The 26,867-nt window shown below is 38.0% G+C and carries 23 protein-coding genes and 2 pseudogenes; 18 read left to right on the top strand and 7 right to left on the bottom strand.

The window, feature by feature from the left end; translation table 11 throughout:
• Positions 1–32: 32 nt before the first annotated feature.
• The 3 genes from groL (at position 33) to MKX69_RS10425 (ending at position 3,338) form a co-directional block, all read left to right on the top strand.
• Positions 33–1,658, top strand: a complete 1,626-nt coding sequence (gene groL / locus MKX69_RS10435; protein WP_002290607.1) for a chaperonin GroEL — start codon at positions 33–35, stop codon at positions 1,656–1,658.
• A 469-nt stretch (positions 1,659–2,127) separates the two neighbouring features.
• Entirely contained in the window at positions 2,128–2,400 is a 273-nt protein-coding gene (locus MKX69_RS10430; RefSeq protein ID WP_002297679.1) for a hypothetical protein, read from the top strand.
• Positions 2,401–2,414: 14 nt separating this feature from the next.
• A complete protein-coding gene (locus MKX69_RS10425; protein ID WP_255343023.1) occupies positions 2,415–3,338 on the top strand; it encodes a LacI family DNA-binding transcriptional regulator in 924 nt (307 codons plus the stop codon).
• A 139-nt stretch (positions 3,339–3,477) separates the two neighbouring features.
• Here MKX69_RS10425 and MKX69_RS10420 read toward each other — a convergent pair.
• Positions 3,478–4,238, bottom strand: a pseudogene (locus tag MKX69_RS10420) (MerR family transcriptional regulator).
• Between the two features lie 221 nt (positions 4,239–4,459).
• On the opposite strand from MKX69_RS10420, the gene MKX69_RS10415 reads away from it, so the two are divergent.
• From MKX69_RS10415 to nadE, 3 genes are all read left to right on the top strand, one after another.
• Complete coding sequence (locus tag MKX69_RS10415; protein WP_002297684.1) at positions 4,460–4,822, top strand: DUF1827 family protein; 363 nt, start codon at positions 4,460–4,462, stop codon at positions 4,820–4,822.
• Positions 4,823–5,460: 638 nt separating this feature from the next.
• Positions 5,461–6,933, top strand: a complete 1,473-nt coding sequence (locus MKX69_RS10410) for a nicotinate phosphoribosyltransferase (RefSeq protein WP_002297685.1) — start codon at positions 5,461–5,463, stop codon at positions 6,931–6,933.
• 11 nt (positions 6,934–6,944) lie between these two features.
• Complete coding sequence (gene nadE / locus MKX69_RS10405; protein ID WP_002307174.1) at positions 6,945–7,769, top strand: ammonia-dependent NAD(+) synthetase; 825 nt, start codon at positions 6,945–6,947, stop codon at positions 7,767–7,769.
• A 59-nt stretch (positions 7,770–7,828) separates the two neighbouring features.
• On the opposite strand, the gene MKX69_RS10400 is transcribed toward nadE, so the two are convergent.
• Entirely contained in the window at positions 7,829–8,788 is a 960-nt protein-coding gene (locus MKX69_RS10400; protein ID WP_002293280.1) for an IS30-like element IS6770 family transposase, read from the bottom strand.
• Positions 8,789–9,158: 370 nt separating this feature from the next.
• Here MKX69_RS10400 and MKX69_RS10395 point away from each other — a divergent pair, with 370 nt between their 5' ends.
• Positions 9,159–10,319 (top strand): NAD(P)-dependent oxidoreductase, encoded by a 1,161-nt coding sequence (locus tag MKX69_RS10395; protein WP_002318646.1) that lies wholly within the window; start codon positions 9,159–9,161, stop codon positions 10,317–10,319.
• Here MKX69_RS10395 and MKX69_RS10390 read toward each other — a convergent pair.
• A complete protein-coding gene (locus MKX69_RS10390; protein WP_002321042.1) occupies positions 10,296–10,436 on the bottom strand; it encodes a hypothetical protein in 141 nt (46 codons plus the stop codon). The genes MKX69_RS10395 and MKX69_RS10390 overlap by 24 nt on opposite strands.
• On the opposite strand from MKX69_RS10390, the gene MKX69_RS10385 reads away from it, so the two are divergent.
• On the top strand, positions 10,437–12,296 hold the full coding sequence (locus MKX69_RS10385) for an LTA synthase family protein (RefSeq protein WP_002318647.1): 1,860 nt from the start codon (positions 10,437–10,439) through the stop codon (positions 12,294–12,296).
• Positions 12,297–12,404: 108 nt separating this feature from the next.
• Positions 12,405–12,839 (top strand): hypothetical protein, encoded by a 435-nt coding sequence (locus tag MKX69_RS10380; RefSeq protein WP_002297703.1) that lies wholly within the window; start codon positions 12,405–12,407, stop codon positions 12,837–12,839.
• 258 nt (positions 12,840–13,097) lie between these two features.
• Here MKX69_RS10380 and MKX69_RS10375 read toward each other — a convergent pair whose 3' ends face one another.
• Positions 13,098–13,259, bottom strand: a complete 162-nt coding sequence (locus MKX69_RS10375) for a hypothetical protein (RefSeq protein ID WP_002287277.1) — start codon at positions 13,257–13,259, stop codon at positions 13,098–13,100.
• Positions 13,260–13,277: 18 nt separating this feature from the next.
• On the bottom strand, positions 13,278–14,300 hold the full coding sequence (locus MKX69_RS10370) for a lactonase family protein (RefSeq protein WP_002318648.1): 1,023 nt from the start codon (positions 14,298–14,300) through the stop codon (positions 13,278–13,280).
• A gap of 127 nt (positions 14,301–14,427) precedes the next feature.
• On the opposite strand from MKX69_RS10370, the gene MKX69_RS10365 reads away from it, so the two are divergent.
• Together MKX69_RS10365 and MKX69_RS10360 are read left to right on the top strand one after the other, a co-directional pair.
• Complete coding sequence (locus MKX69_RS10365; protein WP_002294113.1) at positions 14,428–14,781, top strand: PTS glucitol/sorbitol transporter subunit IIA; 354 nt, start codon at positions 14,428–14,430, stop codon at positions 14,779–14,781.
• 11 nt (positions 14,782–14,792) lie between these two features.
• Complete coding sequence (locus MKX69_RS10360; RefSeq protein WP_341010080.1) at positions 14,793–15,959, top strand: AI-2E family transporter; 1,167 nt, start codon at positions 14,793–14,795, stop codon at positions 15,957–15,959.
• A 91-nt stretch (positions 15,960–16,050) separates the two neighbouring features.
• Here MKX69_RS10360 and MKX69_RS10355 read toward each other — a convergent pair whose 3' ends face one another.
• On the bottom strand, positions 16,051–16,671 hold the full coding sequence (locus MKX69_RS10355; protein WP_002287272.1) for an NAD(P)H-dependent oxidoreductase: 621 nt from the start codon (positions 16,669–16,671) through the stop codon (positions 16,051–16,053).
• 191 nt (positions 16,672–16,862) lie between these two features.
• Positions 16,863–17,159 (bottom strand): rhodanese-like domain-containing protein, encoded by a 297-nt coding sequence (locus MKX69_RS10350; RefSeq protein WP_002287271.1) that lies wholly within the window; start codon positions 17,157–17,159, stop codon positions 16,863–16,865.
• 203 nt (positions 17,160–17,362) lie between these two features.
• Here MKX69_RS10350 and MKX69_RS10345 point away from each other — a divergent pair, with 203 nt between their 5' ends.
• The 7 genes and pseudogenes from MKX69_RS10345 to MKX69_RS10315 all read left to right on the top strand — a co-directional run bounded on the left by MKX69_RS10345 (position 17,363) and on the right by MKX69_RS10315 (position 26,866).
• Positions 17,363–18,013, top strand: coding sequence for a TetR/AcrR family transcriptional regulator (locus tag MKX69_RS10345; RefSeq protein WP_002287269.1), 651 nt, complete (start codon positions 17,363–17,365; stop codon positions 18,011–18,013).
• Positions 18,014–18,028: 15 nt separating this feature from the next.
• On the top strand, positions 18,029–19,756 hold the full coding sequence (locus MKX69_RS10340) for an ABC transporter ATP-binding protein (protein WP_002287267.1): 1,728 nt from the start codon (positions 18,029–18,031) through the stop codon (positions 19,754–19,756).
• Positions 19,753–21,645: an ABC transporter ATP-binding protein gene (locus MKX69_RS10335; RefSeq protein WP_002287265.1), complete on the top strand. Its 1,893-nt coding sequence runs from the start codon at positions 19,753–19,755 to the stop codon at positions 21,643–21,645. Before MKX69_RS10340 ends, MKX69_RS10335 begins: the two co-directional genes overlap by 4 nt.
• 332 nt (positions 21,646–21,977) lie before the next feature.
• Entirely contained in the window at positions 21,978–22,847 is an 870-nt protein-coding gene (locus MKX69_RS10330; protein WP_002318651.1) for a VOC family protein, read from the top strand.
• A 208-nt stretch (positions 22,848–23,055) separates the two neighbouring features.
• A complete protein-coding gene (locus MKX69_RS10325; RefSeq protein ID WP_010723700.1) occupies positions 23,056–24,081 on the top strand; it encodes a serine hydrolase domain-containing protein in 1,026 nt (341 codons plus the stop codon).
• 38 nt (positions 24,082–24,119) lie between these two features.
• Positions 24,120–25,070 carry a mannose-6-phosphate isomerase, class I gene (gene manA / locus MKX69_RS10320; RefSeq protein ID WP_002287262.1) on the top strand — a complete coding sequence of 317 codons (951 nt, stop codon included), beginning with the start codon at positions 24,120–24,122 and terminating at the stop codon, positions 25,068–25,070.
• A 93-nt stretch (positions 25,071–25,163) separates the two neighbouring features.
• A pseudogene (locus MKX69_RS10315) lies at positions 25,164–26,866 on the top strand (PTS transporter subunit EIIC).
• Position 26,867: the final 1 nt, after the last annotated feature.

Here is a 26,867-nt window from a genome sequence, read left to right as displayed (position 1 = left end):
TAATCAAAAATAATCAATGAGGTGAATCAATCATGGCAAAAGAATTGAAATTTGCAGAAGACGCACGCGCAGCTATGTTACGCGGGGTAGATAAATTAGCAGATACAGTGAAAGTAACATTAGGACCTAAAGGCCGAAATGTCGTACTAGAAAAATCTTACGGCTCTCCATTGATCACAAATGATGGTGTGACGATCGCAAAAGAAATCGAATTAGAAGATCATTTTGAAAACATGGGTGCAAAACTTGTATCAGAAGTAGCATCAAAAACAAATGATATTGCAGGAGACGGTACAACGACAGCAACTGTTCTGACACAAGCAATCGTTCGCGAAGGTTTAAAAAACGTAACTGCAGGTGCTAATCCTCTAGGCATTCGTCGCGGGATCGAATTGGCAACAAAAGCAGCAGTCGAAGAATTGCATAATATCTCAACTGTTGTTGATTCAAAAGAAGCCATTGCACAAGTAGCAGCTGTTTCTTCGGGTTCTGATAAAGTTGGACATTTGATTGCTGATGCAATGGAAAAAGTTGGAAACGACGGTGTCATCACAATCGAAGAATCAAAAGGGATCGAAACAGAACTAGATGTTGTAGAAGGTATGCAGTTTGATCGTGGTTACTTATCACAATATATGGTAACAGATAACGACAAAATGGAAGCTGTTCTAGAAAACCCATATATCTTGATCACAGACAAAAAAATCTCTAACATCCAAGATATTCTGCCATTGTTAGAACAAATCTTGCAACAATCACGTCCATTGTTAATTATTGCTGACGATGTAGATGGTGAAGCATTGCCAACTCTTGTATTGAACAAAATCCGTGGAACATTCAACGTAGTAGCTGTAAAAGCTCCTGGTTTCGGCGATCGTCGTAAAGCAATGCTTGAAGATATCGCTATTTTGACAGGTGGTACAGTAATTACTGACGATCTAGGTTTAGAATTGAAAGATGCAACAATCGAAAACTTAGGAAATGCTTCTAAAGTTGTTGTAGATAAAGACAATACAACGATCGTAGAAGGTTCTGGAGAAAAAGAAGCAATCGAAGCTCGTGTGCAATTGATCAAAAACCAAATTGCTGAAACAACTTCTGATTTTGACCGCGAAAAATTACAAGAACGCTTAGCTAAATTAGCAGGTGGTGTAGCTGTTGTTAAAGTTGGTGCAGCTACTGAAACAGAATTGAAAGAATTAAAATTACGCATTGAAGATGCATTGAATGCTACACGTGCCGCAGTAGAAGAAGGAATGGTCTCAGGTGGTGGTACAGCTCTAGTGAACGTTATCAGCAAAGTTTCTGCTGTAGAAGCAGAAGGAGATGTGGCAACAGGTATCAAGATCGTTGTTCGTGCTTTAGAAGAACCAATTCGTCAAATCGCTGAAAACGCTGGTTATGAAGGATCAGTGATTGTTGATAAATTGAAGAACGTGGAACTAGGCACTGGTTTCAATGCTGCTACTGGAGAATGGGTAAACATGGTTGAAGCAGGTATCGTAGACCCAACTAAAGTAACACGTTCTGCCTTGCAAAATGCCGCTTCCGTTTCTGCCTTGTTATTAACGACAGAAGCAGTCGTTGCAGACAAACCAGAACCAGCAGCGCCAGCAGCTCCTGCAATGGATCCATCAATGATGGGCGGTATGATGTAAGAAAAAGCAACTTGCTTATCTACAACTGATCATTAGTGAAAGACAGATAAAAAGAGGCTGGAACAGAAGCGTTTAACTCCAAGAAATAAGAAGAAATTCACGAAAATTGCTTTTCAAATTTTTGTGAATTTCAGCTTATTTCCGAAGGAGTTGCTTCTGCTTCCGCCGTTTATACGTGTTTAGAGCGTGAGACAAAAGTGTTCTTTACTTTTGTCCCACGCTCTTTTTTGTGTGTAATTATAATGAAAATAGTTATTTTTAATAGTTATAATATTTTATAGTTATTTATTTTATCTATTAAAACTAAATATAAAGATATATTTACAGTATCATTATAATGTATTCAATTTAAAATAAGAGACTTTGGTAATAATGAAAGAGGAATAAAACTTTTCTTTGGCAAAACAAACTCCTTGCTATGAGACGCGTTTCATACACTATACTCAAAGTATCAAAAGGAGGGCTTGCAATGAATACTTATGTAGAGATAACAGATGGCACAACGAACAATTATTTTTATGCGTTTGTCGAGTTCAAGGGATCCGTATTAACGTTGTACAGTTTTCAAGGGTTGAATAGGAATATAGTAAAAGAAATACCAATGAATGAAATCGAAACTTTGACAAAAGATATATATTGGGGCGGGCAGCGGATCAGTTTTTCGCATGAAGGAAAAATGTATCAGTTTTTTGAATGCGGTCCAGCTGTGGTAGACTATTTACAAGAAAATCTTTTTGTATAGGTGGCGAAGCAGCAGTGGCAAACATTCGAGATATCGCAAAGCTCACAGGTTATTCAGTTTCTACTATTTCACGTGTAATCAATGGACATCCATATGTAGATGAGGAAAAAAGGAAAGAAATACTTGCGGTCATGAAAGAAGTCGATTATATCCCTAATGCAAATGCCAGACAGTTAAGTTATGGAAAAACGAAAAGCATTGGAGTGATTCTGCCTTATACCAATCATCCGTATTTTGATCAGTTGATCAGTGGGATCATTGAAGCAGCGTTTGATTATGATTACAAAGTGACACTTTTACCGACGGGCTATCAGAAAGAAAAAGAGCGAAGGTATCTTGAAGAATTTGCAGCTAAAGCTTTCGATGGATTGATCATTACGTCTCGTGCCAATACACTAGATGATTTATTGGCATATCAAAAATATGGACCTCTAGTTTTTTGTGAAGAAATCAAGGGAAAACAGGCAAGTTGTGTCTTTATTGATCGAGAACAATCAATTACAGAAGGCCTTACTTATTTGAAGCAGCAAGGTATAAAGCAATTGGGCATCACGTTGGGGCGAAGTGGCAGGCTAAGTTATAACTCAAAAATCACTTTGCAGCTATGTCATCAACTTTTTCCATCTTTTGATGAATCACTTGTTTTTTGGGATTGTATAGATGCAGAGAAAGGAAAACAAGCAGGCTTCTTTTTTAAAGAGCTTGGAGTTGATGGTGTCTTTACAAATTCGGATATGGTTGCAGCAGGCATCTTGCAAAGCTATCTGCAAGATAAGACACCAGTGGTGATTGGACGCGATAATTTGCTGATCAGCGAGCTTCTTGGTTTCCCAACCATCGACCACCATCTGGAAGCTTGCGGAGAAATGGCATTTCAATTGTTTCTTACAGAAAAAAAGGATAAAGTGAAAATACCTTATATGTTTATTCAACGATGAATATATTTAAAGTAGGATGAAAAAACTTGTGAAAGAATGGAGCAGACACCAAAAGTTAGCATAAAAATCTAACTTGGGTGTCTGCTGTTTTGTTATTAGGTCATTTTACGTGTACTTTTTTGTTGGATCATGTAAAAGATTACGCCTTTTTTTGGATAATTTCATTTAAAGCTTTTGCTGCACCATGACCCTTCGCTCGTCATAATAGTCATAATATGCAGTGAACCGTTCATCGGCTTCGTACATCATTCCTAGTCCTTTATGCGCTTTTGGCTGATATTCAGGCCAGCTGTAAGATAACCACTTCTTATGAGCTTGGAAGATACGGTCTGCTAAGCTTTCATCTTCTGGTTCTTTTAAGTAAAGAGTGAGATCAAATAACATCTGCTTTTCAACAGTTTGCATTTCTTCATACGTTTCTTTATCCATATTCATCCATTTTTCATTGGATGCTGTAACCTTTTTTTTCCCGTATTTTTGTCGAATCTCTTGTCCATAGGATTCTTCATTTTCTTTCAACTTTTGTTGTTTAAACCCTTCAAATTTTTCTTTGTCACTCATTTTTCTTCCTCCTTCGTACATATCAAGTGTCTGTTGGACAGTTGTCAAGAGGGTATCGATTTGTGCCCGTTTTTCCAGCAACATTTGCTGATGCTTGATTAAAGCTTTCTGGTGGTCAAAAGATGGATTGTCTAAGACCTCTTGGATATCCTCCAACTTGAATGCCATTGTTCGATAAAATAAGATGTGTTGCAGACGATCGACTTCTTTTTTGCCATAAATCCGATAACCTGAAGAATTGATCCTAGCTGGTTTTAGCAGTCCAATCTCATCATAAAAGCGCAAGGTTCTCGGACTGACTCCTGATATCTCTGACATTTTCTTTATTGTGTACTCCATTATTTTTCCTCCTGACAAATGTAAGCATAATCCTTTACGTAACGAGAAGGTCAAGAAAAAATTGTATTTTTTTCTCATGAAATTATGTTATACTATTAAGTGATAAAAGGTAAATCCTTTTGTCTTTAAAGGTTCAATTGTAACCGATTCCTTAATGCTAGGAAAGATGGTAACATAACTTAGATTGGATCTAAATCGACTATATAGAAAAGAGGAATGAGATGAAGCTAATCGAAACACCTGTGAATAGTAATTTAAATATTAAGACATTTTATCCTAAAGTAGTGGAATTCTTTTTTGGGAATACAGCTATTAATTATTACAAATTATTTTCGTTAGATCGAACACAACTGCTATTGGTAGACACATATGATAAAAAGCAAGTCGTGATGATCAATACGAAGAAAAAAATCACAAGGCAAGAAATCGACTATGCGATTCATCACGTTTTAAAAATGACACGAGAAGATGTCAAAGTCCATGTAGGAGTGAAACAGGAGCTAGAACGTGCCGGAATACAATTCAAACGTCCAAATAAAGATATTGTAGTGATAGAACAAAAAAATACGAAGATTTCTATTTAATAACGACTAATAATCATCTTTATGGTAACCTGCTCCATATCTAACGTATACAATAAAAAACAAGGCGAGACTGATTGATGTCTCGCCATTTTTGTTTCCATTCTATTGACAGCTGCTTTCTTACTTTTGTTTTTTTTAAAAAACGTGTGATATTTTTTCCGCGAGTTTTTTCAACGCAAGGTATATCTTGTCATAATTCGCCTTTCCAAAAAAATTCAATACATAATAAGTTATATCCGTTTCTTTGGGGATAAGAAGCAAAAAAGGAAAGATGTATTATTTGCTTCAAAAACTTTTGCCATTGATTATGTTGTAGAGACATTTGGTTATATTCGTTCAATCATCGGTATCTTAACGGCTACGATTGTAGTAGGAAAAGCTACTTATTTTATCAAGTAAGAAAAATAGAAAACGCTAATTACTTCGTGTCTCGGATACATTGAATAAAATAAGTATTCTTTCTCGTTTAGGTTAAATACCAATAAGAAAGGATAGTTTTAGCAGATGGAGTTCATTTTTAGCAAGAAATATCCGTAAAACATGTGCTTTTTCAGAAAAAATGGAAGATTTCTTTTCCTATTAATTTTTTTTGTTATAATGGGTAGGAAATGAAAACTTGCCAAGAGGAGTAATACAAGATGAATAATACTTACCCAGACGACAGTTTGACGCTGCATACGGATCTATATCAAATCAATATGATGCAGACATACTGGGAATTAGGTCGAGCTGATTTACATGCTGTTTTTGAATGTTACTTTCGAGAAATGCCTTTTAACCACGGATACGCGGTTTTTGCAGGGTTGGAACGGTTAGTCAATTATTTAGAGAATCTGACGTTCAATGATTCCGATATTGCTTACTTGCGTGGATTAGAAGTCTATCCTGAAGGTTTTTTGGAGTATTTACAAAATTTTGAATTTAAAGCAACAGTTCGTTCTGCTCGTGAAGGAGAACTAGTTTTTGCAAATGAACCATTGATCCAAGTGGAAGGGCCTTTAGCGCACTGCCAATTAGTAGAAACAGCACTGTTGAATATGGTCAATTTCCAAACGTTGATCGCGACAAAAGCAGCTCGTATCAAATCTGTCATCGGAGAAGATCCACTATTGGAATTTGGAACTAGACGGGCACAAGAACTGGATGCAGCAGTCTGGGGAACTAGAGCGGCATATATCGGCGGAGCAGATGCAACAAGCAATGTACGTGCTGGGAAGATATTTGGGATACCAGCTAGCGGGACCCATGCTCATTCGTTAGTCCAATCTTATGGAAATGATTATGAAGCATTTATGGCCTACGCTAAAACCCATAAAGACTGCGTGTTCTTAGTCGACACTTATGATACGTTGAAATCAGGTGTGCCAAGTGCGATTCGCGTGGCGAAAGAATTAGGTGACAAAATCAACTTCCAAGGCGTACGCATCGACAGTGGAGATATGGCCTATATATCTAAGCGTGTTCGGGAACAATTAGATGCAGCCGGATTTACGGAAGCAAAAATCTATGCTTCGAATGACTTGGATGAAGCAACGATTTTGAATTTAAAGATGCAAAAAGCTAAAATTGATGTATGGGGTGTTGGGACAAAATTGATCACAGCCTATGATCAGCCAGCCCTTGGTGCAGTATTCAAGCTAGTATCGATCGAAGATGATGAAGGAAACATGATGGATACGATCAAGTTATCAAGCAATGCAGAAAAAGTAACTACTCCAGGGAAAAAACAAGTGTGGCGCATCACTCGAAATTTTGATGGGAAATCTGAAGGAGACTACGTTACATTATGGGATGAAGACCCTCGAGAAGAAGAAGCTATCTTCATGTTCCATCCAGTGCATACGTTTATCAATAAAACTGTTCGAGACTTTACAGCTCGCCCAGTTTTACAAGATATCTTTATCGAAGGAAAAAGAGTTTACGAATTACCTGCACTAAACGAAATCAAAGAATATACAAAAGAAAATCTAGATTCACTATGGGAAGAGTATAAACGAGACTTGAATCCGCAAAAATACCCAGTCGATCTGTCTACTGAATGCTGGAACCATAAAATGGCTATCATGGAACGAATGAAAAAAAGCGTAGCAGAACTTCATACAGAAGCATAGGAGGAGAATAAATGAGCCTGCAGACAGAAATTATCAATGAATTAGGTGTCAAACCAACAATTGATCCAAAAGAAGAAATACGTAAAAGTATTGACTTTATGAAAGCATATTTGAAAAAATATCCGTTTCTTAAAACTTTTGTACTAGGTATCAGCGGCGGCCAAGATTCTACTTTAGCAGGCCGTTTGGCGCAACTAACGATGGAAGAAATGCGTGAAGAAACAAAAGATGAAAACTATCAATTTATCGCTGTTCGTCTTCCTTATGGTGAACAAGCAGATGAAGAAGATGCAAAAGCTGCTCTTGACTTTATCCAGCCCGATGTTAGTCTGCGAGTAAATATCAAACCAGCTGTTGATGCACAAGTACAAGTATTAAGCGAAGCAGGTGTGGAAATCAGCGATTTTAATAAAGGAAATATCAAAGCACGTCAACGTATGATTACGCAATATGCCGTAGCTGGAGAAAGAGCAGGAGCCGTATTAGGGACAGATCATGCTGCAGAAAACATTACTGGATTCTTCACGAAATTTGGTGATGGTGGAGCCGACATTTTGCCATTATTCCGTTTGGACAAACGACAAGGGAAACAATTGCTTCAAGCATTGAATGCACCGGAAAAATTATACACAAAAATTCCGACTGCAGATCTTGAAGATGGGAAACCAATGATTGCAGATGAAGTCGCACTAGGTGTCACATATAATGAAATTGATGATTATCTAGAAGGAAAAGAAGTTCCCGCTCAAGCACAAGAAAAAATCGAAGCATGGTGGAACAAGACACAACATAAACGACATTTGCCAATTTCCGTTTTGGATGATTTCTGGAAATAACAATAAAGCAAAAACAGCCGTCCCTTCATAGGGATTGGCTGTTTTTGTTTTATGATTTGTCAAATTAAGCTAGAATAAAATGCTTCTTGTACATAGCTCAAAAATATTTCGATTGGTGTTCTGTAATTCAATGATTTTCTTGGAATATGATTACGTTGATTGCTGACACTGGAAATAAATGTCTGATTCACTTCTCTAAAATCCATTGATTTCGGCAGTCCATTACGACGCAGAATCCCGTTAGAATTCTCGTTTAATGGGCGTTGAGAAGGTGTTCCAGGGTCCGCAAAATATATATCAATATCATGTTGGTTACTAATGGCTTTCCAGTTAGAAAATTCTTTTCCACAGTCAAACGTAATAGATTTAAAGAAGTTTTTAGGGAAGCGAGAAAACCATTGATTAAGGGCAGTTTCAATATCTAATGCCTTACGGCCGTTGGGTTTAATCGTGATAATGACTTTAGATAATCTTTCAACTAAAGTAATGACGGCACTTTTATGATGAATGCCAACGATCGTATCACCTTCAAGGTGACCAAACTCAGAATTGAAATCAGGATAATTATCAGGTCGATCATGGATTGAGCGCTGATACTGTTGTTTTCCCCGTTTTTCCTGATGGCCATTGGGTTTTCTTTTACCTTTCATCGGTAGTGTGTCAATATCAAATATTCCTTTAGAAAATAAACGATAAAGGGTTCTCATACCGCATGAAACAGGTCTTTCTTTTCGCCCGATAATGACGTCAGGCGTCCAACCAAGAGTGACTTTCTCTTTAATGTAATCTACTTCATGAGCAGGTAATTGAATGACTTTTCTACCACATTTTTTCTTATTTTCTTTATACTGGTGCCAATAATCAAGAGCAGTCTTACCTTGCTTGAACTTATTGACTACATTATAAATAGTTTGTATAGCACGTCCCATTCGGTTAGCGATTTCAACCGGCTTATTATGTTGAAGATAATATGATTCTATCATTGTCAGTTCGTCTATGGTAAGATGTTTGTAGGTCATTTATGGTTACACTCCTTTGTTTTCTTTCGTCGGAAATACAATTTGAGTGTACCATAAATGCCTTTTTATTTTTCTAACTTAATTTTACAATTCGCGGAATTAAGAAGAGATTGACGAAATTTGCTTTTCAACTTTTTTGAAATTTAGTCTTATTATCAATGTCAGCTAACGGAACACCATTTATCAAGATATCTCACCCTCAATATTTTGCTCTCGAAAATAAGGCTTATGGCAGTAACTTGTCATAGCCTTATTTTTATCACTAATCCTACTCTGCTCTAACTGCTCTTTTTGCTTCTAGGAAGTCAAATGGTAAACAGTTGTCTAATTGCAGAAATTTCGAGATACTTGTTAGTAAGGAGGGGGTTTTATGTATCACGTTCATTTGATTGATGCTATTCCAGAACAAGAGATAGAAAAGTTACAAGGGGAATATTTCAAAATAATAGATGATTTGCCAGCCGAAGGAATAGTTATTCGTAGTACGAAAGTGAAAGATGAATGGCTTACACCAGATTTGCTAGCAATTTCAAGAGCTGGTGTTGGGGTGAACACGATCAACGTTGAAAAAGCTTCTGAAAACGGGACGATCGTCATGAATACACCAGGTGTAAATGCTAATGCAGTAAAAGAGCTTGTTTTGTGCTGTTTGCTCTTATCTTCCCGTCCGATAATCGAAGCAAGTCGTATGGTACAAACACTAACAGGTCCTAATATTTTAGAACAGGCAGAAAACAAAAGAAGTGCTTATGTGGGACGAGAATTGCAAGGCAAAACCATCGGTCTTCTTGGTCTTGGAGCGATAGGCACAAAAGTAGCGCTAAGTTGCTATAGCTTAGGGATGGATGTCTTGGGTTATTCTATCCGCGATGCCCAGTTGGATTATGTTCGGCAAGCAGATTTAGAAACAGTTCTTTCTACCTCGGATTACATCGTAGTCATGCTGCCGTTGACAGAAGATACAAAAGGATTGATCGATCAGGCGAATATAGAAAAAATGAAAAAAGATGCTGTACTTATCAATGTAGGAAGAAGTGAAATTGTTGATAAATATGCTGTTATGCAAGCATTGGAAAAACAACATCTGGCCAAATACGTGACTGATTTCCCAGAAGAAGAGTTCTTAGAAAATGACCGTATACTTATGTTGCCTCATCTAGGGGGATCGACTCAGGAAGCTTTGGCAGACAGCGGACGTTTGGCAGTTGAAGCCTTAAAAGATTATCTTTTGTTCGGTACGGTTAGAGAAGCGGTCAATTATCCATCCGCACGAATGTTTTTCCAAGCGCCGTTTCGATTCACTATATTTTATCAAAAGAAAACCAATATATTAGCAGAGATATTTTCTCTGCTGAATGAGAACGAGCTAGCGATCGCAGATATATCGCGTAACCATAAGAATGAGCATGTCTACATATTGATTGACATAGACAGTACTGCTTTTGAACAGCTCAATCAAGTGAAACAACAGCTAGAAAAAATTTCTGGAGTACGAAAGGTCCGCTTATTAAAGAAACCAGAAAGGCCATAAAGAAAGAGAATATTTGGATTTCATTAATTCTTCTTTCCGTTCTTTACTTTCGAATTTCGTACAACTAAAATAAGAGAAGCAACATTCTTTTATTGATAGAAATGAAGGAGCAAGCATTTGAAAAGATATATAAGCAGACTTTCGACCAAACAGAAAAAGATTTTAAAAGGAACAGCAGCGATCATCAGTATCTTTTTTCTTGTTGTTTTTAGTAATTTATTTTTGCAGTGGTGTCAAAATGATCTATCCGTAGACCTTGCGTTGAAATTTGCTTTTTCTTGGCATACGGAAAAATTCTTCTTAGCCTGTCTCGTCTTGCTGATCATTCTTATTTTTCTGATTGCACTAGCAGGATCTGTCCCTTTAGGTTCCCTTACGTATGTCGTAGCCATCGGTGTATTAGGTTTTGCAAATTATATGAAAATGAGTTATCGGCAAGAACCGATTTATCCAGACGATTTGAAGATGATCACTGAAATCGGATTGCTGAAAGATATGACCGGCACTATGCTGTTTACAGTGATCTTAGCTGCCGCAGGAACCGTGCTAGGATTGTTTTGCTGGTACATGTTTCGAAGCCTGAAAAAAGGAAGGCGATTCCAATTGATCCGATTAACGACACTGCTTGTGGCAATTGGACTGCTAGGGTATATCAGTAATTTCAACAATCCCGATAATTTGTTGCGAAAAGCATATAATAAAACGGCACTATGGATACCTTACAGCCAGAAAATGAACTACTATAACACTGGTTTTATCGGTGGGTTTTTGTACAATCTGAAGGTAGAACCAATGGATGAACCTGAAGGATATTCGAAAGAAAAGATCAAAGAAATCACTGAAAAATACCAGAAGCTAGCCGATGAAAAAAATAAAACTGTAGAGGAAGAGTCGCCGAACATCGTGTTCGTGATGAGTGAAAGTTTCTCAGATCCTAGTCGATTAAACGGCGTAGAAGTATCTGGTGAGCCATTGGCAGATTATTATGAAGTAGCTGATCAAACATATAGTGGCAATATGCTTTCTCAAAACTATGGCGGTGGAACAGCAAATATCGAATTTGAAGCATTGACTGGTTTTTCTATGGCGTTATTTAATGCGCAACTCACCACCCCTTACACGATGCTTGTACCAAAAATGGATCAGCTTCCTTCTATCGTTTCAGCGTTAAACGCACAATCATACCAGACGACAGCGATCCATCCATACAATACTTCGATGTATAAAAGAGAGGATGTTTATCAGACATTAGGATTTGACCAGTTCATCAGCGAGCGTACGATGACCTATACGGATACGATAGAGAATAATCCATATATTTCTGATGAGTCAGCTTACAAAGAAGTAATGACACTTCTCAAGGAAGAAAAAACACCTCAGTTCATTCATTTAGTCACGATGCAGACACATATGCCTTACAATGGAAAGTATGATAGACTGGGCTATTCTGCAGAAATTTCAGATGGAAGTAGGACGCTTGACTTAGAGAATTATCTGCAAGATATTTCCTATAGCAGCACGGCACTGAAGCAGTTCACGGAAGAATTGAAGAATCTTTCTAGAAGGACTTTAGTTGTTTTTTGGGGGGATCATCTGCCAGGGATTTATTCAGATACCATCCAAGCCAAAAATGATAAACAAACATTGCATGAAACACAATTCTTGATGTTTGACAGCAAAGGGAAATTAGAAAAGCAAACGACTCAAGATGCAATCACCAGTCCGTTTTATTTTGCAGCGAATCTAATGGAACAGACGAATCAGACAACAAATGGCTTTTATCAGCTGCTTTTATCATTAGAACAGGAACTTCCGGCGTTTGAACGAGAACTGTACTATCAAAACGGACAGTGGTATAAAGAAGCGCAATTCAATCGCTCGCAACAAGAGATTTACGACGAATATCAATTGATCCAATATGACATTGTCGCAGGGAAACAATATAGTTTAGCAGATGGTTTCTTTGAGCACGAATAAGAATGGCGAGCTGTATAGAAACCATTAAATTTTTTCAAGTACTTGTCATTTGAGGATAAAAACAAGTAGAATAAATAATAACAACAATGGAGAAGTAGGAAAACGAACATGTTACCGAATATTGGCTATTATGTGCAGTCCATCGATCAAATCGTCAAGGAAACAGAAGCAATCGGAGAAGGAATGCATCCGAAATATGAAGTGATCAGAAACGCAATCGATGAAGGAAAAACAAGTGACCTGGACAAATCGACTCTTGAAGAGATCATCCTGTTATTTGAAGAAGGAACAAAAAAATATCGGGCAATGCTTAAGAAAGTCAGTACTTTGCGTCCACCAGCAAAAGCAATGGGCATTCATAAAAATTTTGAAAAAGCTTATCTTTCATATGTAGCAGGCTGTGAAGAAATGATCCAAAGTATCGATCTTGAATCAGGGGTAGATGAAGATCTATTCAATACATCTGAAGCAAAACAAGACCAAGCGACAGACCAATTGACAGCTGCCATCCAAAAAATGACTAATTTGTTGTTGAAAAAATAAAAGAAATCTTTGATAACAATAAAAACTAGAGTTATCTAATATAAATGTAATATTACCTTTATGATAGAGTGATCAAAATCCTTTATGATAATGACATACCTATAACCAACAACAACCTTGTACTTACTCAAAATCGAGTAAATACTCCTTTTCCGTCGAGTCTAACCATCTCGGCGGTTTTTTATTTGTAGAAAAGAACATCAGGATAGACGGAAAAGTCTTGTCCTGATGTTCTTTTCAGATAGTATGGAAAGCTGATTAGTTTTCTACATTCTGTACATATTGTTCAAAGTAGTTCTGTAAATCGGCTTTGAGTTTCTGATATTCCTCTTCGCTATACTCTTTATCTTCGATTTTCCCATCAAAGAAAGGAATATTTAGTTCTTCCCGTAGTCTGTCTAATACGTCTTGCTGATTCATTTCATTCTCCTTTTCTTACTAACGATCAAAATAAACACAGACACATTCTGGTGCATAGACATCTTTTTTCAGTAATTCCAGTAATCCTGTTTCAGGATGACGGCGATATAATGTCAGATTATCGGTATTCTGATTGGCACACACGACAAAATTATTGCTTGGATCTAGTGCGAAATCGCGGGGAAAATCCCCTTCTGTTGAGATAATTTGCTTGTTTTGAATGTGGGAACCATCTTCAAAAACTGCGAATACAGCAATCGAGTTATGTCCTCGGTTAGAAGCATAAAGGAACTTGCCATCATTTGAAATGCGGATAGCTGCCCCTCCATTTTCACCGTCGAATTCTTCTGGCAAGGTCGATATTTTCTGTAATTCTTCAAAAGCACCTGTTTCTTTATTATAAGAAAGCACGCGGACTGTGCTGTCTAATTCACCAAATAAATAAGCGAATTGTCCATTTGGATGAAAGACAAGATGGCGAGGGCCTGTTCCTGGCTCTGCAGTGAAGGTAGTTACAAGATTCAATTTGCCGTTTTCGGACACATCATAAGTATACACACGATCTGTACCAAGATCACATACGACTAATCGTTGGTCAGGAGTCAGATCCGTATAATGGACATGCGCATGATCTTGGTTTTTATGAGGACCTGTCGTTTCTTGATGGAATATTGAATCTGCTGCTTTCAGTTCGCCATCTCCTAATATATGGTAGACATTTACTTCACCTTTATGATAGTTCGCCCCGTATAGTAATTGACGTGCTTCATCAACCGCTACATAACACAAAGGAGCGCCAGACTCTGTTACCGCATTCAAAAAATGAAAATCCTTATCGTACGCACCGGCACCACCTAATCCATCCACACTAGTAACTGTGTAAAGATTGCCAGCTTTACTTTTTGCTACATAGGTAGGGCTATTTTCTTCAACAGCTAATGAAAGGTTGGCTAATTCTTCTTTTTCTGTATCAAGGTCGATCGTATAGATTCCTTTACTTTCGCGACGCGTATAGGTTCCTAAAATTATCTTTTCGATCATATGAGCTGATTCCTCCTAATTGTAATGAAATAGTTTTCGTTTTTATTCTATCACATAATTATTCCACACGGCTAAAGAATGAGAATGTGTTATACTGTTTTTGAAAGCAATTAAAGGAGAGAGTGCAATGATTCAGGCAAAGATTACAGAAATTGGGACAGAAGCAATAAACAAGGAAGAACCCATGCTGATTTTGTTCGATAAAACAGCAACAGCTGCCTTACGAAAATATTCGGTGATTCAAGAAGTATCAAAAGACGAACCTTTTTCTTTGAAAGCAGGCGGAACAATTGCTTTTGATGATCAGGTATATACGATCGATTATGTCGGTCCGATGGCCAATGGGAATTTAGAGACAGTAGCTCACGTATCATTGATTTTTGATGCTTGTCCAGAAGAAGGACAAATTGCAAATGGAATCTATCTTCATCCGCATAGACTGCCTGCTATTGGTTTGGGAAGCCAAATTTTTTATAACTAACAGGAGGAATTATGGAAGGAAAAAATAAGAAGAACAGACCGGTGTCGTGGTTTTGGCGCTGGTTTTTAAATAATCAAGTAGTCATAGCCTTACTTGTTGTATTGTTAATATTGCTGATCGTCTTTTTATTTACAAAAGTTTCATATTTGTTTGCACCAATCTGGCAATTTTTAGCAATCGTAGGTCTGCCTATCATTTTAGCAGGAATCTTGTATTACTTGATGAATCCGGTAGTTGATTACTTTGAAAAGCGAAAAGTACCAAGGCTTTACAGTATCATTGGGCTGTTTGCTTTGGTTGTTGCACTAATCGCATGGGGGAGCGTAGTGATCATCCCTAAGATTCAGGAACAAACAGTGAGCTTCATCAGTAACTTCCCTCAATATGTAGATACGATTGATAATAAATTAACCGAGATTTTGCGGGACCCGCTGTTCAACCAATTTCGCGAACAGTTGGAAACAGCAGGTGATAAGTTCATGAATTCGGCAGGCGATATGATCCAAGATATATCTAAGAGTACAGTTCAGAGTCTTGGAAGTTTTGTCGGCGCGGTAGCGACTATTTTAGTGGCTCTGCTGACGATGCCGTTTATCTTATTTTATCTATTGAAAGACGGTAAACAATTAGCACCTTATTTTGTCAAATTTTTACCGACACGCATGCAAAAACCGACGTTGAATGTGCTGAGTGAAATGAATAGTCAAGTTTCTTCTTATATAAGAGGACAACTAACTGTGGCTTTTGCTGTGGCAATCATGTTTATGATTGGTTTTGCGGTCATTGGTTTAGAGTATGCTGTCACGTTGGGGATTATTGCGGGTTTTTTGAACCTGATCCCTTACTTAGGATCATTTTTAGCGATGATTCCGGCTATCTTTTTAGCCATTGTAGCAGGTCCATTCATGATCATCAAAGTACTGATCGTTTTTGCAGTAGAGCAGACAATAGAAGGACGCTTGATCTCTCCATTAGTACTAGGGAATCAGTTAGCAATCCATCCAGTAACGATTTTATTAGTTCTGCTGACTTCTGGGAAATTGTTCGGAATCATCGGTGTGATCTTGGGGATTCCTGTTTATGCAGCAGCTAAAGTAGTGATTACTCATGTTTTTGAATGGTACACAACAATCTCTTCTCTTTATGAAGAAAATCCGTTGAAAAAGCAGAAAGAATAACAAAAAGAGACAGATGGGAAAATATCCAAGGCACAAATGCTGCTTTGAAGATTTTTTCCTCTGTCTCTTTTGTATGCATTTATCTCAATTTTTAAAATGATTTACCTAAAGCAGCAGCTTTATCTAATGCATTTTGCATCAACTCATCTGCACGGTCAGGGTCATAATCGATTCCTTCGATGAATAGCTGATCTACTTGATCGATGCCTACAAAGTTTAAAATACCTTTTACATATTGAGAGGCAAAGTCTTGTCCGTTGTATACACCGCCATTAGATTGGATGTGCAGTGCTTTTTTACCTGTCACTAATCCTTCTGGCCCGTTTTCTGTATAGCGGAACGTTTTTCCAGCTACATTGACGGTATCGAACCAAGCTTTTAATTTTGTTGGGATATTTAGATTCCATAAGGCGTTTGCGATAACGATTTTATCAGCAGCAAGGAACTGATCAGTCAATTCATTGAAACGAGCAATTTTTTGTTGTTGACTTTCTGATAAGGAAGTGAATTCTGCACCAGCACGTAATGCTTCCCAACCTGATAATAATTCTTCATCGATTTCCGGAATATCATCGCGATAAAGTTCCAAAACAGTCACTTCATCATCTGGATGATTTTCTTTATAACTTGTTAAAAAAGACGTCAATGCCTTAACTGTGCGCGATTCTTCTGCAGTTAGGGGATGACCTTTGACTACTAAAACAGATGCCATATGCTTACCTTCTCCTTTTATTGCTATGATTGTTATAACTATGACTAACAAAATCAGTTTACTCGAAAAAGAAAAGGCTATCAAGTCATATTGATAAGGTTGAAGAATAAATAACTAAAAAAAGACAGGATATAAAAGAGGCTGTGACACGATTTTTTGTCACAGCCTCTTTTGAATCTAACAAGCAATATTCAAGCAACACTCGACTGAAGAGCTTCCATCCCACCAATGATATAAACAGCACGAAAACCATTAGCAGTAAGTTGATCGGCTAATGCTTCTGATCGCCTGCCTGTATAGCTTAGAATATAATAAAGTTTCTTTGGATCTAGATTTTTTAATTGTCTTGGCAAGATAGCAGCGGGGATAGAAAGCGAGTGGCTTAAGTGGTTTTTTGTGTAATCTAAGGTATTTCTTGTATCTAAAACGATGCTGTCAGCATCGAGAGGCAATTTATTGAAGTCTTGGACACTAATTGATTGGGCCATTTATCTCATCCTTTGTTTAGTATGTGGCTATTTTAATGGGCAACTCTCATTAATTCAAATGGAAGGATTCCTCTTATCACTTTTTTAATGTATCGGATGATAATGAAAAAAACTATGCAAATGTCTTGCAAAACAGGTAGGAGGTGTTATAATGACATCGCGTCATATGACAATGTGTCATCTTGAAAGAAAGGAGGATCCATATGCCGACACAGACATTTTTCCATTTGCCTAAAGAAAAACAAAAAAGACTAATCGAGGCTGCGAGAATCGAGTTTTCTAGAGTACCCTTAAAAGAAGCTTCGATTGCTAATATCGTCAAATTAGCGGATATCCCTAGAGGCAGTTTCTATCAGTATTTTGAAGATAAAGAGGATCTTTATTTTTATTACTTTGAGACAATGAGACGTGACAGCTCTAAAGATATGTTACAACTAATGAAAGAATCCGATGGTGATCTATTCAAAGGATTCGAATCCTATTTTTCTAAAATGATTTATGAGATTTTGGAAGGCGAGAATGCTTCTTTTTATCGTAATTTGTTTATGAACATGGATTACCGTGCCTCAAGAAAAGTCGCTCCTCATACGAGTCGCCAAAAAACGCCTCACGATCCACATAAAGAACACAAACAAGATGCAAAAGAGTTGCTTGAATTGATTGATCGGACGAAGCTGAAAGTAAAAAATGATCATGAATTGGAATTACTGATCCAATTAGTGATGAATACTGTATTTACAACAATTGCGCATTCGTATCGCTTATTTTCAACATCTGAAGATTACTCAGTAGAGCAAGCAATCAGTGAATTCAATTTGAAACTTTCTTGGCTGAAAAACGGAGTATATAAATAGAAAGAAGGGAACTAGATGCTAAAAATCGTAAAACGGATCTCCTTGACTTCAGCAATTGCAGCTGCAGTTTTCATGGTGATCCAAGTACTGGCAGATTTATATTTGCCGACACTTACCTCCAATATTATTGATAAAGGGGTAGCGCAAGGAGATGTCGATTATATTTGGCATACAGGTTTTGTGATGATCGGCTTTTCTTTGATCAGTATCTTAGCTGCTATCGCAAATACATTTTTTGCTACTCGTGAATCACAGAAACTGGGTAAGCAATTGCGTACGGATGTCTATAAAAAATCAGAGAGTCTGACAAAAGATGCGTTTGATAAATATGGAACGGCCTCTTTGATCACAAGAACGACCAATGATGTGACTCAAATCCAAATGGTTACACAAATGTTTTTACGTATGATGATCAATGCACCAATCACGTTGATTGGCGCGAGCATACTTGCTTATCAAAAAGATCATCAGTTGACAAAAATCTTCTTAGTCGTCATCCCAGTAATGATTATTTTGATCGGCGGAATCATGTACTTTGCTGTTCCATTATTCAAAAGTATGCAAAAGAAAACTGACCGTTTAAACCTGGTATTTCGAGAAGGATTGACAGGGGTCAGAGTGATTCGAGCATTCGATAAGACACGCTTTGAAGAAAATCGTTTTGATTTAGCGAATAAAGATTATACAAATACGGCAATCAAAGTTAATACGATCGTCGCATTGATGATGCCGATGATGACATTGATCATGAGCGGTACAAACGTAGCAATCACTTGGTTTGGTGGACACTACATAGCAGATATGACTTTGGAAGTCGGTAATCTGATTGCATTTATGACTTATGCGATGCAGATCTTGATCAGCTTTATGATGCTTTCCGCTATTTTTATCATGGTGCCTCGTGCACAAGCTTCAGCTGACCGTATTAATGAAGTGTTGGATGAAAAAATCGGTATCCATGACCCTGAAAATCCTAAAACAGTTTCTTTTGCTGGAAAAAACGCAACATTGGCCTTCAATCATGTCAATTATCGATATCATGGAGCAGAAAAACTTGCATTGGAAGATATTGATTTCCAAGCCAAGTCGGGCGAGATCGTCGCAATCATAGGGGGGACTGGTTCAGGTAAAACGACCTTAGTCAATTTGATCCCTCGATTATATGACATCGAATCTGGTTCGATCCAAATAAATGGAACGGACATTAGTGACATGACTCAATATAATTTGCGAGAATTAATGGGCTTTGTTCCTCAAAAAGCAGTTCTGTTCTCTGGAACGATCCGAGACAATATGCAGTATGGTAAGCCGGATGCAACAGATGAAATGATTTGGAAAGCATTAGAAATCGCACAAGCTAAAGATTTTGTTTCAGAGATGGAAGATGGCTTAGATAGCCATGTGGAACAAGGAGGAGGAAACTTCTCTGGTGGACAAAGACAGCGTCTGGCAATTGCACGGGCATTAGTCAAAACAGCAGATATCTATGTGTTTGATGATTCCTTCTCAGCGTTGGATTTCAAAACGGATGCCAATCTTCGCCAAGCATTGAAAACGAATATGAAAGAAAGTATCACCGTTTTAGTTGCTCAACGAGTAAGTACAGTAATGGATGCAGATATGATCCTTGTGCTAGATGAAGGAAAACTGGTTGGCAAAGGAACACATGAAGAACTATTAGCAACAAACGAAACTTATCAAGAAATCGTTCATTCACAACTAAGAGAGGAGGACTTAGCATGAGTAAAACAAACACACGTCCCTCTCATGGACCAGCAGGCGGTCCAGGACATGGTGGACCTGGCAGAAATCTCGGTGTAAAAGGTGAAAAGCCTAAAAATTTCTGGGGAACGGTACGCCGATTGTTTGGCTATATGTCTAAACGTATGGTTGCGATCATCGCTGTATTTGTACTAGCAATAGCAGCCGTGATCTTCCAAATCCAAACACCAAAGGTCTTGGGGAAAGCAACCACAGAAATATTCAAAGGTGTAATGGCTGGCGCTCAACAGATGCAACAAGGCCAACAAGTAACAAAATTTCCGATAGACTTTGATAAAATCGCGCAGATCATTGCGACAGTAATCGTGATGTATTTGATTTCTGCTGTATTCAACTTTTTACAGCAATTTATTATGACACGTGTTTCCCAACGAACAGTTTATGAATTACGTCATGATTTGGAAGCCAAAATGAATCGTGTACCGATTTCCTATTATGATACACATACAAATGGGGATATCATGTCTCGAGCAATCAATGATATGGATAACATCGCAAGCACGCTGCAGCAAAATTTGACTCAATTTGTAACTAGTGCAGTCACATTGATTGGGGTCATCGTGATGATGCTTTCAATCAGCTGGCAATTGACGTTAGTCGCGTTATTGATGATCCCTTTAAGCTTGATCATCGTGATGATCGTAGCGCCGAAATCACAAGTGTTTTTCGCAGATCAGCAAAAAAGTTTAGGTTTATTGAATAACCAAGTAGAAGAAACATATGGTGGTCATACCATTGTTAAAACATTCAATCATACTGAAAAAGACCAGGAAGTATTTGAAAAAGAAAATCAGAATCTGTATGCCGCTGGTTGGAAAGCTCAATTTATTTCGGCAATCATCATGCCGTTGATGAATTTCGTTAAAAATCTAGGCTATGTGTTCGTCGCTGTACTAGGCGGAGTAAAAGTTGCAAATGGGAACATGACATTAGGGGATGTTCAAGCGTTCTTGCAATATACAACACAGTTCTCTCAACCAATCACTCAACTTGCAAGTTTGATGAACACTATCCAATCAACAGTTGCTTCAGCCGAACGGGTATTTGAAGTGTTGGATGAAGAAGAGATGTCCAATGAAAAATCTGGCCTTCCAGAAGAAAAAGATACACCATACAAAGTTCGTTTTGAAAATGTTCAATTCGGCTACACACCAGATAACTTGCTAATGACTGATTTTAACTTGGATGTCAAACCTGGTGAGATGGTCGCTATTGTAGGTCCGACTGGTGCAGGGAAGACGACACTGATCAACCTTCTTGAACGGTTCTACGATGTTTCTGGAGGTAGTATTCGTTACGATGGTGTAGATACCCGTGATCTTTCACGTGATGAATTGCGCGCACAGTTTTCAATGGTACTGCAAGATACTTGGCTGTTTACAGGAAGTATCTATGACAATATCAAATATGGGAACGACGATGCAACAGACGAACAAATCATTGAGGCTGCTAAAGCTGCTCACGTAGACGATTTTGTTCGTAAATTGCCAGAAGGATATAACACTGTATTAAACGAGGATGCAAGCAATATTTCGCAAGGGCAGCGTCAGCTAATCACAATTGCGCGGGCATTCTTAGCAAATCCAGATGTCCTGATCCTTGATGAAGCAACATCTAGTGTAGATACACGAACAGAAATACTGATTCAAAAAGCGATGAACCGCCTATTGGAAAACCGGACAAGTTTCGTTGTTGCTCACCGCTTGTCTACAATACGCGATGCAGACAACATTATTGTGATGAATCATGGTTCGATCGTAGAAACAGGAAACCACGATACATTGATGGAAAAAGACGGATTCTATGCAGATCTTTATAACAGTCAGTTTTCTGAAGAAGAAGCTTCATAGAATAGTACAAATTTATTATTTTTTTTAGGGGCTGTGACAAAAGTCGTGTCACAGTCCCTTTTTCCGAATAAACGGTGTTCAATCAGCTGTCCCTCGGTATTAGCTCAAAAAACGGCAAAATATGAGGAGCTATTTTTGTTTGGCTGTTCTTATTACTTGATGCAGAACAGCTTTTTCACAACCTCTTTTTATAAGAGTTTTTACTCATTAATTTACAAAAAACAAGCAAAATGCGAATTTTCTTACATTTTTTTAACAAAATCAAAGTTATTGCTTGAAAGAAGAAGAATCCATCGTTAAAATAAAGCTTGACGTAGAGGGGAGCAAGAAATATGAAAGATTTTCAATTGGGGGCTGCCACCTATTTAAAAAGTGTAGCCATTCGGGTGAAAGACCGAGATAAAATGATTGATTTTTACAAGAACGTTGTTGGCTTTGATTTGAAAAGAGAAGAAAACGAATTAGCCATTTTAGGAACAGAAGAAGCTGGAAGTGAAATGTTGCTGCTGGAAGAAAGTCCTAGAGCGAATGATCACATGGGGGAGATCAAAAAGCTGAACCGTTTTTCATTGATTATCCCTAGCACAGAAGAAATGGCAGATATCCTTTGTCGTATCCGTAAAATGAATTATCCAATCAAAGAAGCTTTAGAAGATCATGGACGTATGGGGATTTTGCTCGTAGACCCAGAAGAGAATGAATTGGAAATTTACCATGAAGAGAATAAGAACGACCAAAGAGAAATTCCGGAAACAATGGATCAAGAAGCATTATTAAGAAAATCTGAAGAAAAATTCAGTAAACTATCAACAGGTTCTTATTTTGAAAAAATCCATTTAAATGTTACTAACTTAACAAAAGAACGCCAATTTCTTAATCATGTACTTGGTTTGAAGGTACATAATGAAGAAGAGGGCATCCATGTATTGAATGAAGGAGATTTCCATGTTGGTTTGACAGAAGCTAGCGGAGGCGCAATTGATTTGCCTACAGATGAATTGATTGGACTTGATTTTCTGAAATTCATGATCGATACTGAAAGCATGGAAGGACTGATTGCTCACTTGCAGCAACTATCAGTTGATTTCTTCTTAGACAAAAAGCACACAGTACTCACAATCTATGATGCTATAGGAATCGAATGGTGGTTCGTCAGTGAGCCAAAAGAAAAGAATAAAACTGACATTCGATGCGACGCTTAACTTTTTCTTTCTTAACGATTGTCGCATGTCTCGTCATTTTATGAACGGTCATACTATCGCTTATTCTAGAGATAGAAAGAGAAAATAGTATACCGGAGGAAACTGCGCGGTTTTTCGCGCAGTTTTTTTGTGTAAAAAAGGTTGATTCCTCATAGATTAAGCTTTAAGCTTGGACTGTAAGAATCTGATAGAAAAGCAGGAGAAAAAGATGTATCCACACACGAAACAGCTTATTTTGAAAAAGATGGAAGAAGGATTTTATCCAGGTGTAGCAGTCGCCTTCATAAAAGAAAATCAAGTAGAAACATTTACAGCTGGCTTTGCCCAAGTCGTTCCTGAAAAGCAGCTGATGACAGAAGATCTGTTGTTTGATGCAGCCTCACTGACGAAAGTCGTTGCAACCACTTCATTAGTTTTACGTCTATTAGAAGATGGAAAGATAGAACTCGATCAACCGCTTCATAAATATCTTCCTGAATTTGAAAATCAGACAATCACTTTGCGTCATTTACTGACACATACTTCTGATATCAAAACATGGATACCAAACAGAGATAAGCTATCTCAGGAAGAATTGATCGCCGCTTATTTGAAGCTAGAACCAGGTGAGCAACTAGGAAAAGAAGTAAAATATACAGATGCCGGAACGATTCTTCTTGGATTGATGCTGGAAAAAATTTACCAAGAAACTGCAGTGGAAATCTTTCAAGAACAAGTATTGGAACCATTAGGAATGATGAACAGCTTATTTCTTCCTTTTCCTTCCAAAAAAATCGTTCCCACAGAACAACTGCCTTCGGGTGAGGTTTTGCGTGGACAAACTCATGATCCGAAAGCAAGAGTTTTAGCTGAACATGCAGGGAATGCTGGGCTCTTTATCGATTTGAACGACAGCATTACTTTTGTCCAAATGTATTTGAACAAGGGAAAAATCCGTAATGGTCGGTTTTTAGAAGAAGAAACGATTGATTCTTTACTGCAAGATCAAACACCGAAAAAAAATGGCTATCGTTCTCTAGGGTGGGATTTAAAAAAAGATGTAGAAGACGGTCATGCGATTCTTTTTCATACTGGTTATACAGGTACGTTTTTCTTGATTGATATAAAAACACAAGAAGCGTTGATATTTTTGTCAAATCGCGTACATCCTGTCGATCATCGTGCGGAGTACCTAACGTGCCGAGATGAAATTGTTGAAAACTTTTTGAAAGAGAAAGCGGTATTACCGAAATAATGCTATAATAGCTATGAAAAATGAGAGGAGTTTGAATTATGCAGGAACCTATGTTTTTAAAACCAGTTTTTCAAGAGAAAATTTGGGGAGGAAGCCGTTTACGTTCAGTCTTCGGTTTTGATATCCCTAACGATAAAATCGGAGAAGATTGGGCGATCAGTGCGCATCCTCATGGTGTCAGTGTAGTAGAAAATGGCGAATTCAAAGGGAAAAGATTAGATGAACTATGGTCAGAACACAAGGAATTGTTTGGCCATCCTTCAGAACCAGTGTTTCCATTATTGATCAAGATCTTAGACGCAGAAGATGATCTATCTGTACAAGTACATCCAGATGATGCCTATGGGATGAAACATGAAGGTGAATTAGGAAAAACTGAATGCTGGTATATCATCGATGCTGAACCTGGTGCAGAAATCATCTATGGTCATCATGCGAAGACAAGAGAAGAACTAGCTGAGATGATCAAAGATGGGCGCTGGGATGACCTTTTGAAAAAAGTACCAGTTAAAAAAGGTGATTTCTTTTATGTACCAAGCGGAACGATCCATGCTATTGGTAAAGGAATCATGATTTTAGAAACACAGCAAAGTTCTGACACGACTTACCGCGTGTATGACTACGACAGAAAAGATGCGCAAGGACAAACAAGAGAGCTGCATATCCAACAATCGATCGATGTAACAACTGTCCCTGCGAAAACACCAGAATTACAAATCAAAGAAGTCCGAAAAGGGAATTCATCGATCGTCACTTATTTAGAAACTGAGTTTTTCAATGTATATGAGTGGGATATTAAAGGAATCACATCTTTCAAAAAACAAGCCCCTTATACATTGATGACGGTAATCGAAGGAGCAGGAGACCTTGTCGTTGACGGAAAAACATATCCATTAGAAAAAGGAACAAGCTGTATTATTCCAAATGGCGTTTCTGAGTGGGCGGTCCAAGGTGAACTAGCAATCATTGCGTCTGAACCAGGCAAATAGTTCCCAGATAGCTGAAAGCAGCAGACGGTTTTTCGTTTGCTGCTTTTTCTACATAAAATCCGTCCATCAATAAATAGAAGTATGGTGAAAAAGATGGAATACAAATGGAAAGCAAACAACAGCAGTCGCGTGTCTATGAAACAACTGAGAAAAGCTGGACATCACTTAAATGAAATGATCATGCCAAATCTAAGTCTGTTTATCGCTTGGGGAATCTTGTCATTAGCAACAAAAGGTGTGTCTGGCGATTTGCACACCACATTAGAAGAGGTATGCCATTGGATGATCCAGCTGCTTTTACCCATCTTGATCAGTTATTCAGGCGGGAAATCGGTAGGGGGACAAAAAGGGGCAGTCGCCGGTGCAATTGCTTCTTTAGGGTTGATCGCTCGTTCCAATGCTCCACAAATCGTAGGAGCGATGATTATCGGGCCGCTTGCCGGCATCGTATATGAACAATTTGTTTCTAGATTCCATGTGAAATTCAAGGCTGGATATGAAATGCTTGTCAGCAACCTACTAGTAGGACTGACTGGTAGCGTTATTTGTATAATTGGAATCGTTTTTATTGAACCAGTTTTAAATAGTGTTCACTTGTTGCTCGCCTCCGTTGTGTCTTGGCTAGTCACAATGAATCTGTTACCACTTGTCAGTCTGATCTTAGAACCTCTAAAAGTACTATTTTTCAATAATGCAATCAATCATGGTGTATTGACACCTTTAGGAATCGAATTCTCACAAACAGTCGGGTACTCTTCCTTATTTTTGATGGAGGCAAATCCTGGACCTGGTTTAGGGATCTTACTTTCTATCCTTTGTTTTGCAGAAAAACAGGAAAAAGTAAATGCGAGTGGAGCATTGATGATCCATGCGATTGGCGGGATTCACGAAATCTATTTTCCATTTGTCTTGCTGCGACCGTATCTATTTTTAGCTGTAATGGCTGGTGGGGCAAGCGGCACGTTGATATTTCAATGGTTAGATACGGGATTAGCTGCACCTGTATCGCCTGGATCACTACTCGTGATTTTTGCCAATGCGCCTTATCCACAACTAGCTGGGGTAAGTATAGGGATAGCAATCAGTACATTTGTGACCTTCATTTGTGCAGCGATACTATTGAAATTACCAAATAAAGAAAAAGAGAACAAAACGGTCAAAGAAAGGGGAGAAATCTTGGAACCATCTATCATTCATTCCGTCATTTTTGCTTGCGACTCAGGTATGGGATCAAGTGCTATGGGAGCCGCCCTGCTGAAAAAGAAATTAGCAGCAGAAAAAATCGATCTTTCTGTCGGATACAGCTCTATCTATGAATTGAATAACCAAGTAAATCAGCTGGTTATCGTGCAACATGGACTAGCGGGTCTTGCAAGAGAAAAAGTACCTCAAAGTCAAATCTATGTACTGGATCACTTTTTGGAAACAGATATCTTGCTGTCACGAATAAAAGAAGCGATCCAATTTCCAAAGCGGGAAGAAAAAAAGAGATAGCAGATATCACAGAACAAAAAACGTCGCCTGCTAATATTGTATTTTTGTATAAAAACAACAGACGCGGCTCACAAACTATGGGCATGACGATTTTAAGTCAATTAGCAAAAAAAGCGAAAAAACAGTTTGTTATCTCAAAAGAATCAATAGAAAAAATCAAAATCCAAGAAGAAACGATTTATATCGCACAAAGAGAACTAGCTGTAACTGAACAGCTAGAAGAAAAGATCCCTCGGCTAGTTCTAGTTGAACATTGGGTAGCTACGAATGAATACGAAAAACTCGTGAAGGGAGAAATATAAG

It is taken from the genome of Enterococcus sp. FSL R5-0957 (assembly GCF_038008005.1).
Lineage (GTDB): Bacteria > Bacillota > Bacilli > Lactobacillales > Enterococcaceae > Enterococcus_B > Enterococcus_B faecium.
The sequence above is the reverse complement of the archived record's forward strand: the minus strand, read 5'-3'. Positions and strand labels throughout refer to the sequence as shown.

What these genes read in the sequence shown, in the direction of transcription:
- groL (WP_002290607.1), top strand. Translation starts at nt 33, where the DNA reads ATGGCAAAAGAATTGAAATTTGCAGAAGACGCACGCGCAGCTATGTTA.
- MKX69_RS10430 (WP_002297679.1), top strand. Translation starts at nt 2,128, where the DNA reads ATGAATACTTATGTAGAGATAACAGATGGCACAACGAACAATTATTTT.
- MKX69_RS10415 (WP_002297684.1), top strand. Translation starts at nt 4,460, where the DNA reads ATGAAGCTAATCGAAACACCTGTGAATAGTAATTTAAATATTAAGACA.
- MKX69_RS10410 (WP_002297685.1), top strand. Translation starts at nt 5,461, where the DNA reads ATGAATAATACTTACCCAGACGACAGTTTGACGCTGCATACGGATCTA.
- nadE (WP_002307174.1), top strand. Translation starts at nt 6,945, where the DNA reads ATGAGCCTGCAGACAGAAATTATCAATGAATTAGGTGTCAAACCAACA.
- MKX69_RS10400 (WP_002293280.1), bottom strand. Translation starts at nt 8,788, where the DNA reads ATGACCTACAAACATCTTACCATAGACGAACTGACAATGATAGAATCA.
- MKX69_RS10395 (WP_002318646.1), top strand. Translation starts at nt 9,159, where the DNA reads ATGTATCACGTTCATTTGATTGATGCTATTCCAGAACAAGAGATAGAA.
- MKX69_RS10390 (WP_002321042.1), bottom strand. Translation starts at nt 10,436, where the DNA reads ATGCTTGCTCCTTCATTTCTATCAATAAAAGAATGTTGCTTCTCTTAT.
- MKX69_RS10380 (WP_002297703.1), top strand. Translation starts at nt 12,405, where the DNA reads ATGTTACCGAATATTGGCTATTATGTGCAGTCCATCGATCAAATCGTC.
- MKX69_RS10375 (WP_002287277.1), bottom strand. Translation starts at nt 13,259, where the DNA reads ATGAATCAGCAAGACGTATTAGACAGACTACGGGAAGAACTAAATATT.
- MKX69_RS10370 (WP_002318648.1), bottom strand. Translation starts at nt 14,300, where the DNA reads ATGATCGAAAAGATAATTTTAGGAACCTATACGCGTCGCGAAAGTAAA.
- MKX69_RS10365 (WP_002294113.1), top strand. Translation starts at nt 14,428, where the DNA reads ATGATTCAGGCAAAGATTACAGAAATTGGGACAGAAGCAATAAACAAG.
- MKX69_RS10360 (WP_341010080.1), top strand. Translation starts at nt 14,793, where the DNA reads ATGGAAGGAAAAAATAAGAAGAACAGACCGGTGTCGTGGTTTTGGCGC.
- MKX69_RS10355 (WP_002287272.1), bottom strand. Translation starts at nt 16,671, where the DNA reads ATGGCATCTGTTTTAGTAGTCAAAGGTCATCCCCTAACTGCAGAAGAA.
- MKX69_RS10350 (WP_002287271.1), bottom strand. Translation starts at nt 17,159, where the DNA reads ATGGCCCAATCAATTAGTGTCCAAGACTTCAATAAATTGCCTCTCGAT.
- MKX69_RS10345 (WP_002287269.1), top strand. Translation starts at nt 17,363, where the DNA reads ATGCCGACACAGACATTTTTCCATTTGCCTAAAGAAAAACAAAAAAGA.
- MKX69_RS10340 (WP_002287267.1), top strand. Translation starts at nt 18,029, where the DNA reads ATGCTAAAAATCGTAAAACGGATCTCCTTGACTTCAGCAATTGCAGCT.
- MKX69_RS10335 (WP_002287265.1), top strand. Translation starts at nt 19,753, where the DNA reads ATGAGTAAAACAAACACACGTCCCTCTCATGGACCAGCAGGCGGTCCA.
- MKX69_RS10330 (WP_002318651.1), top strand. Translation starts at nt 21,978, where the DNA reads ATGAAAGATTTTCAATTGGGGGCTGCCACCTATTTAAAAAGTGTAGCC.
- MKX69_RS10325 (WP_010723700.1), top strand. Translation starts at nt 23,056, where the DNA reads ATGTATCCACACACGAAACAGCTTATTTTGAAAAAGATGGAAGAAGGA.
- manA (WP_002287262.1), top strand. Translation starts at nt 24,120, where the DNA reads ATGCAGGAACCTATGTTTTTAAAACCAGTTTTTCAAGAGAAAATTTGG.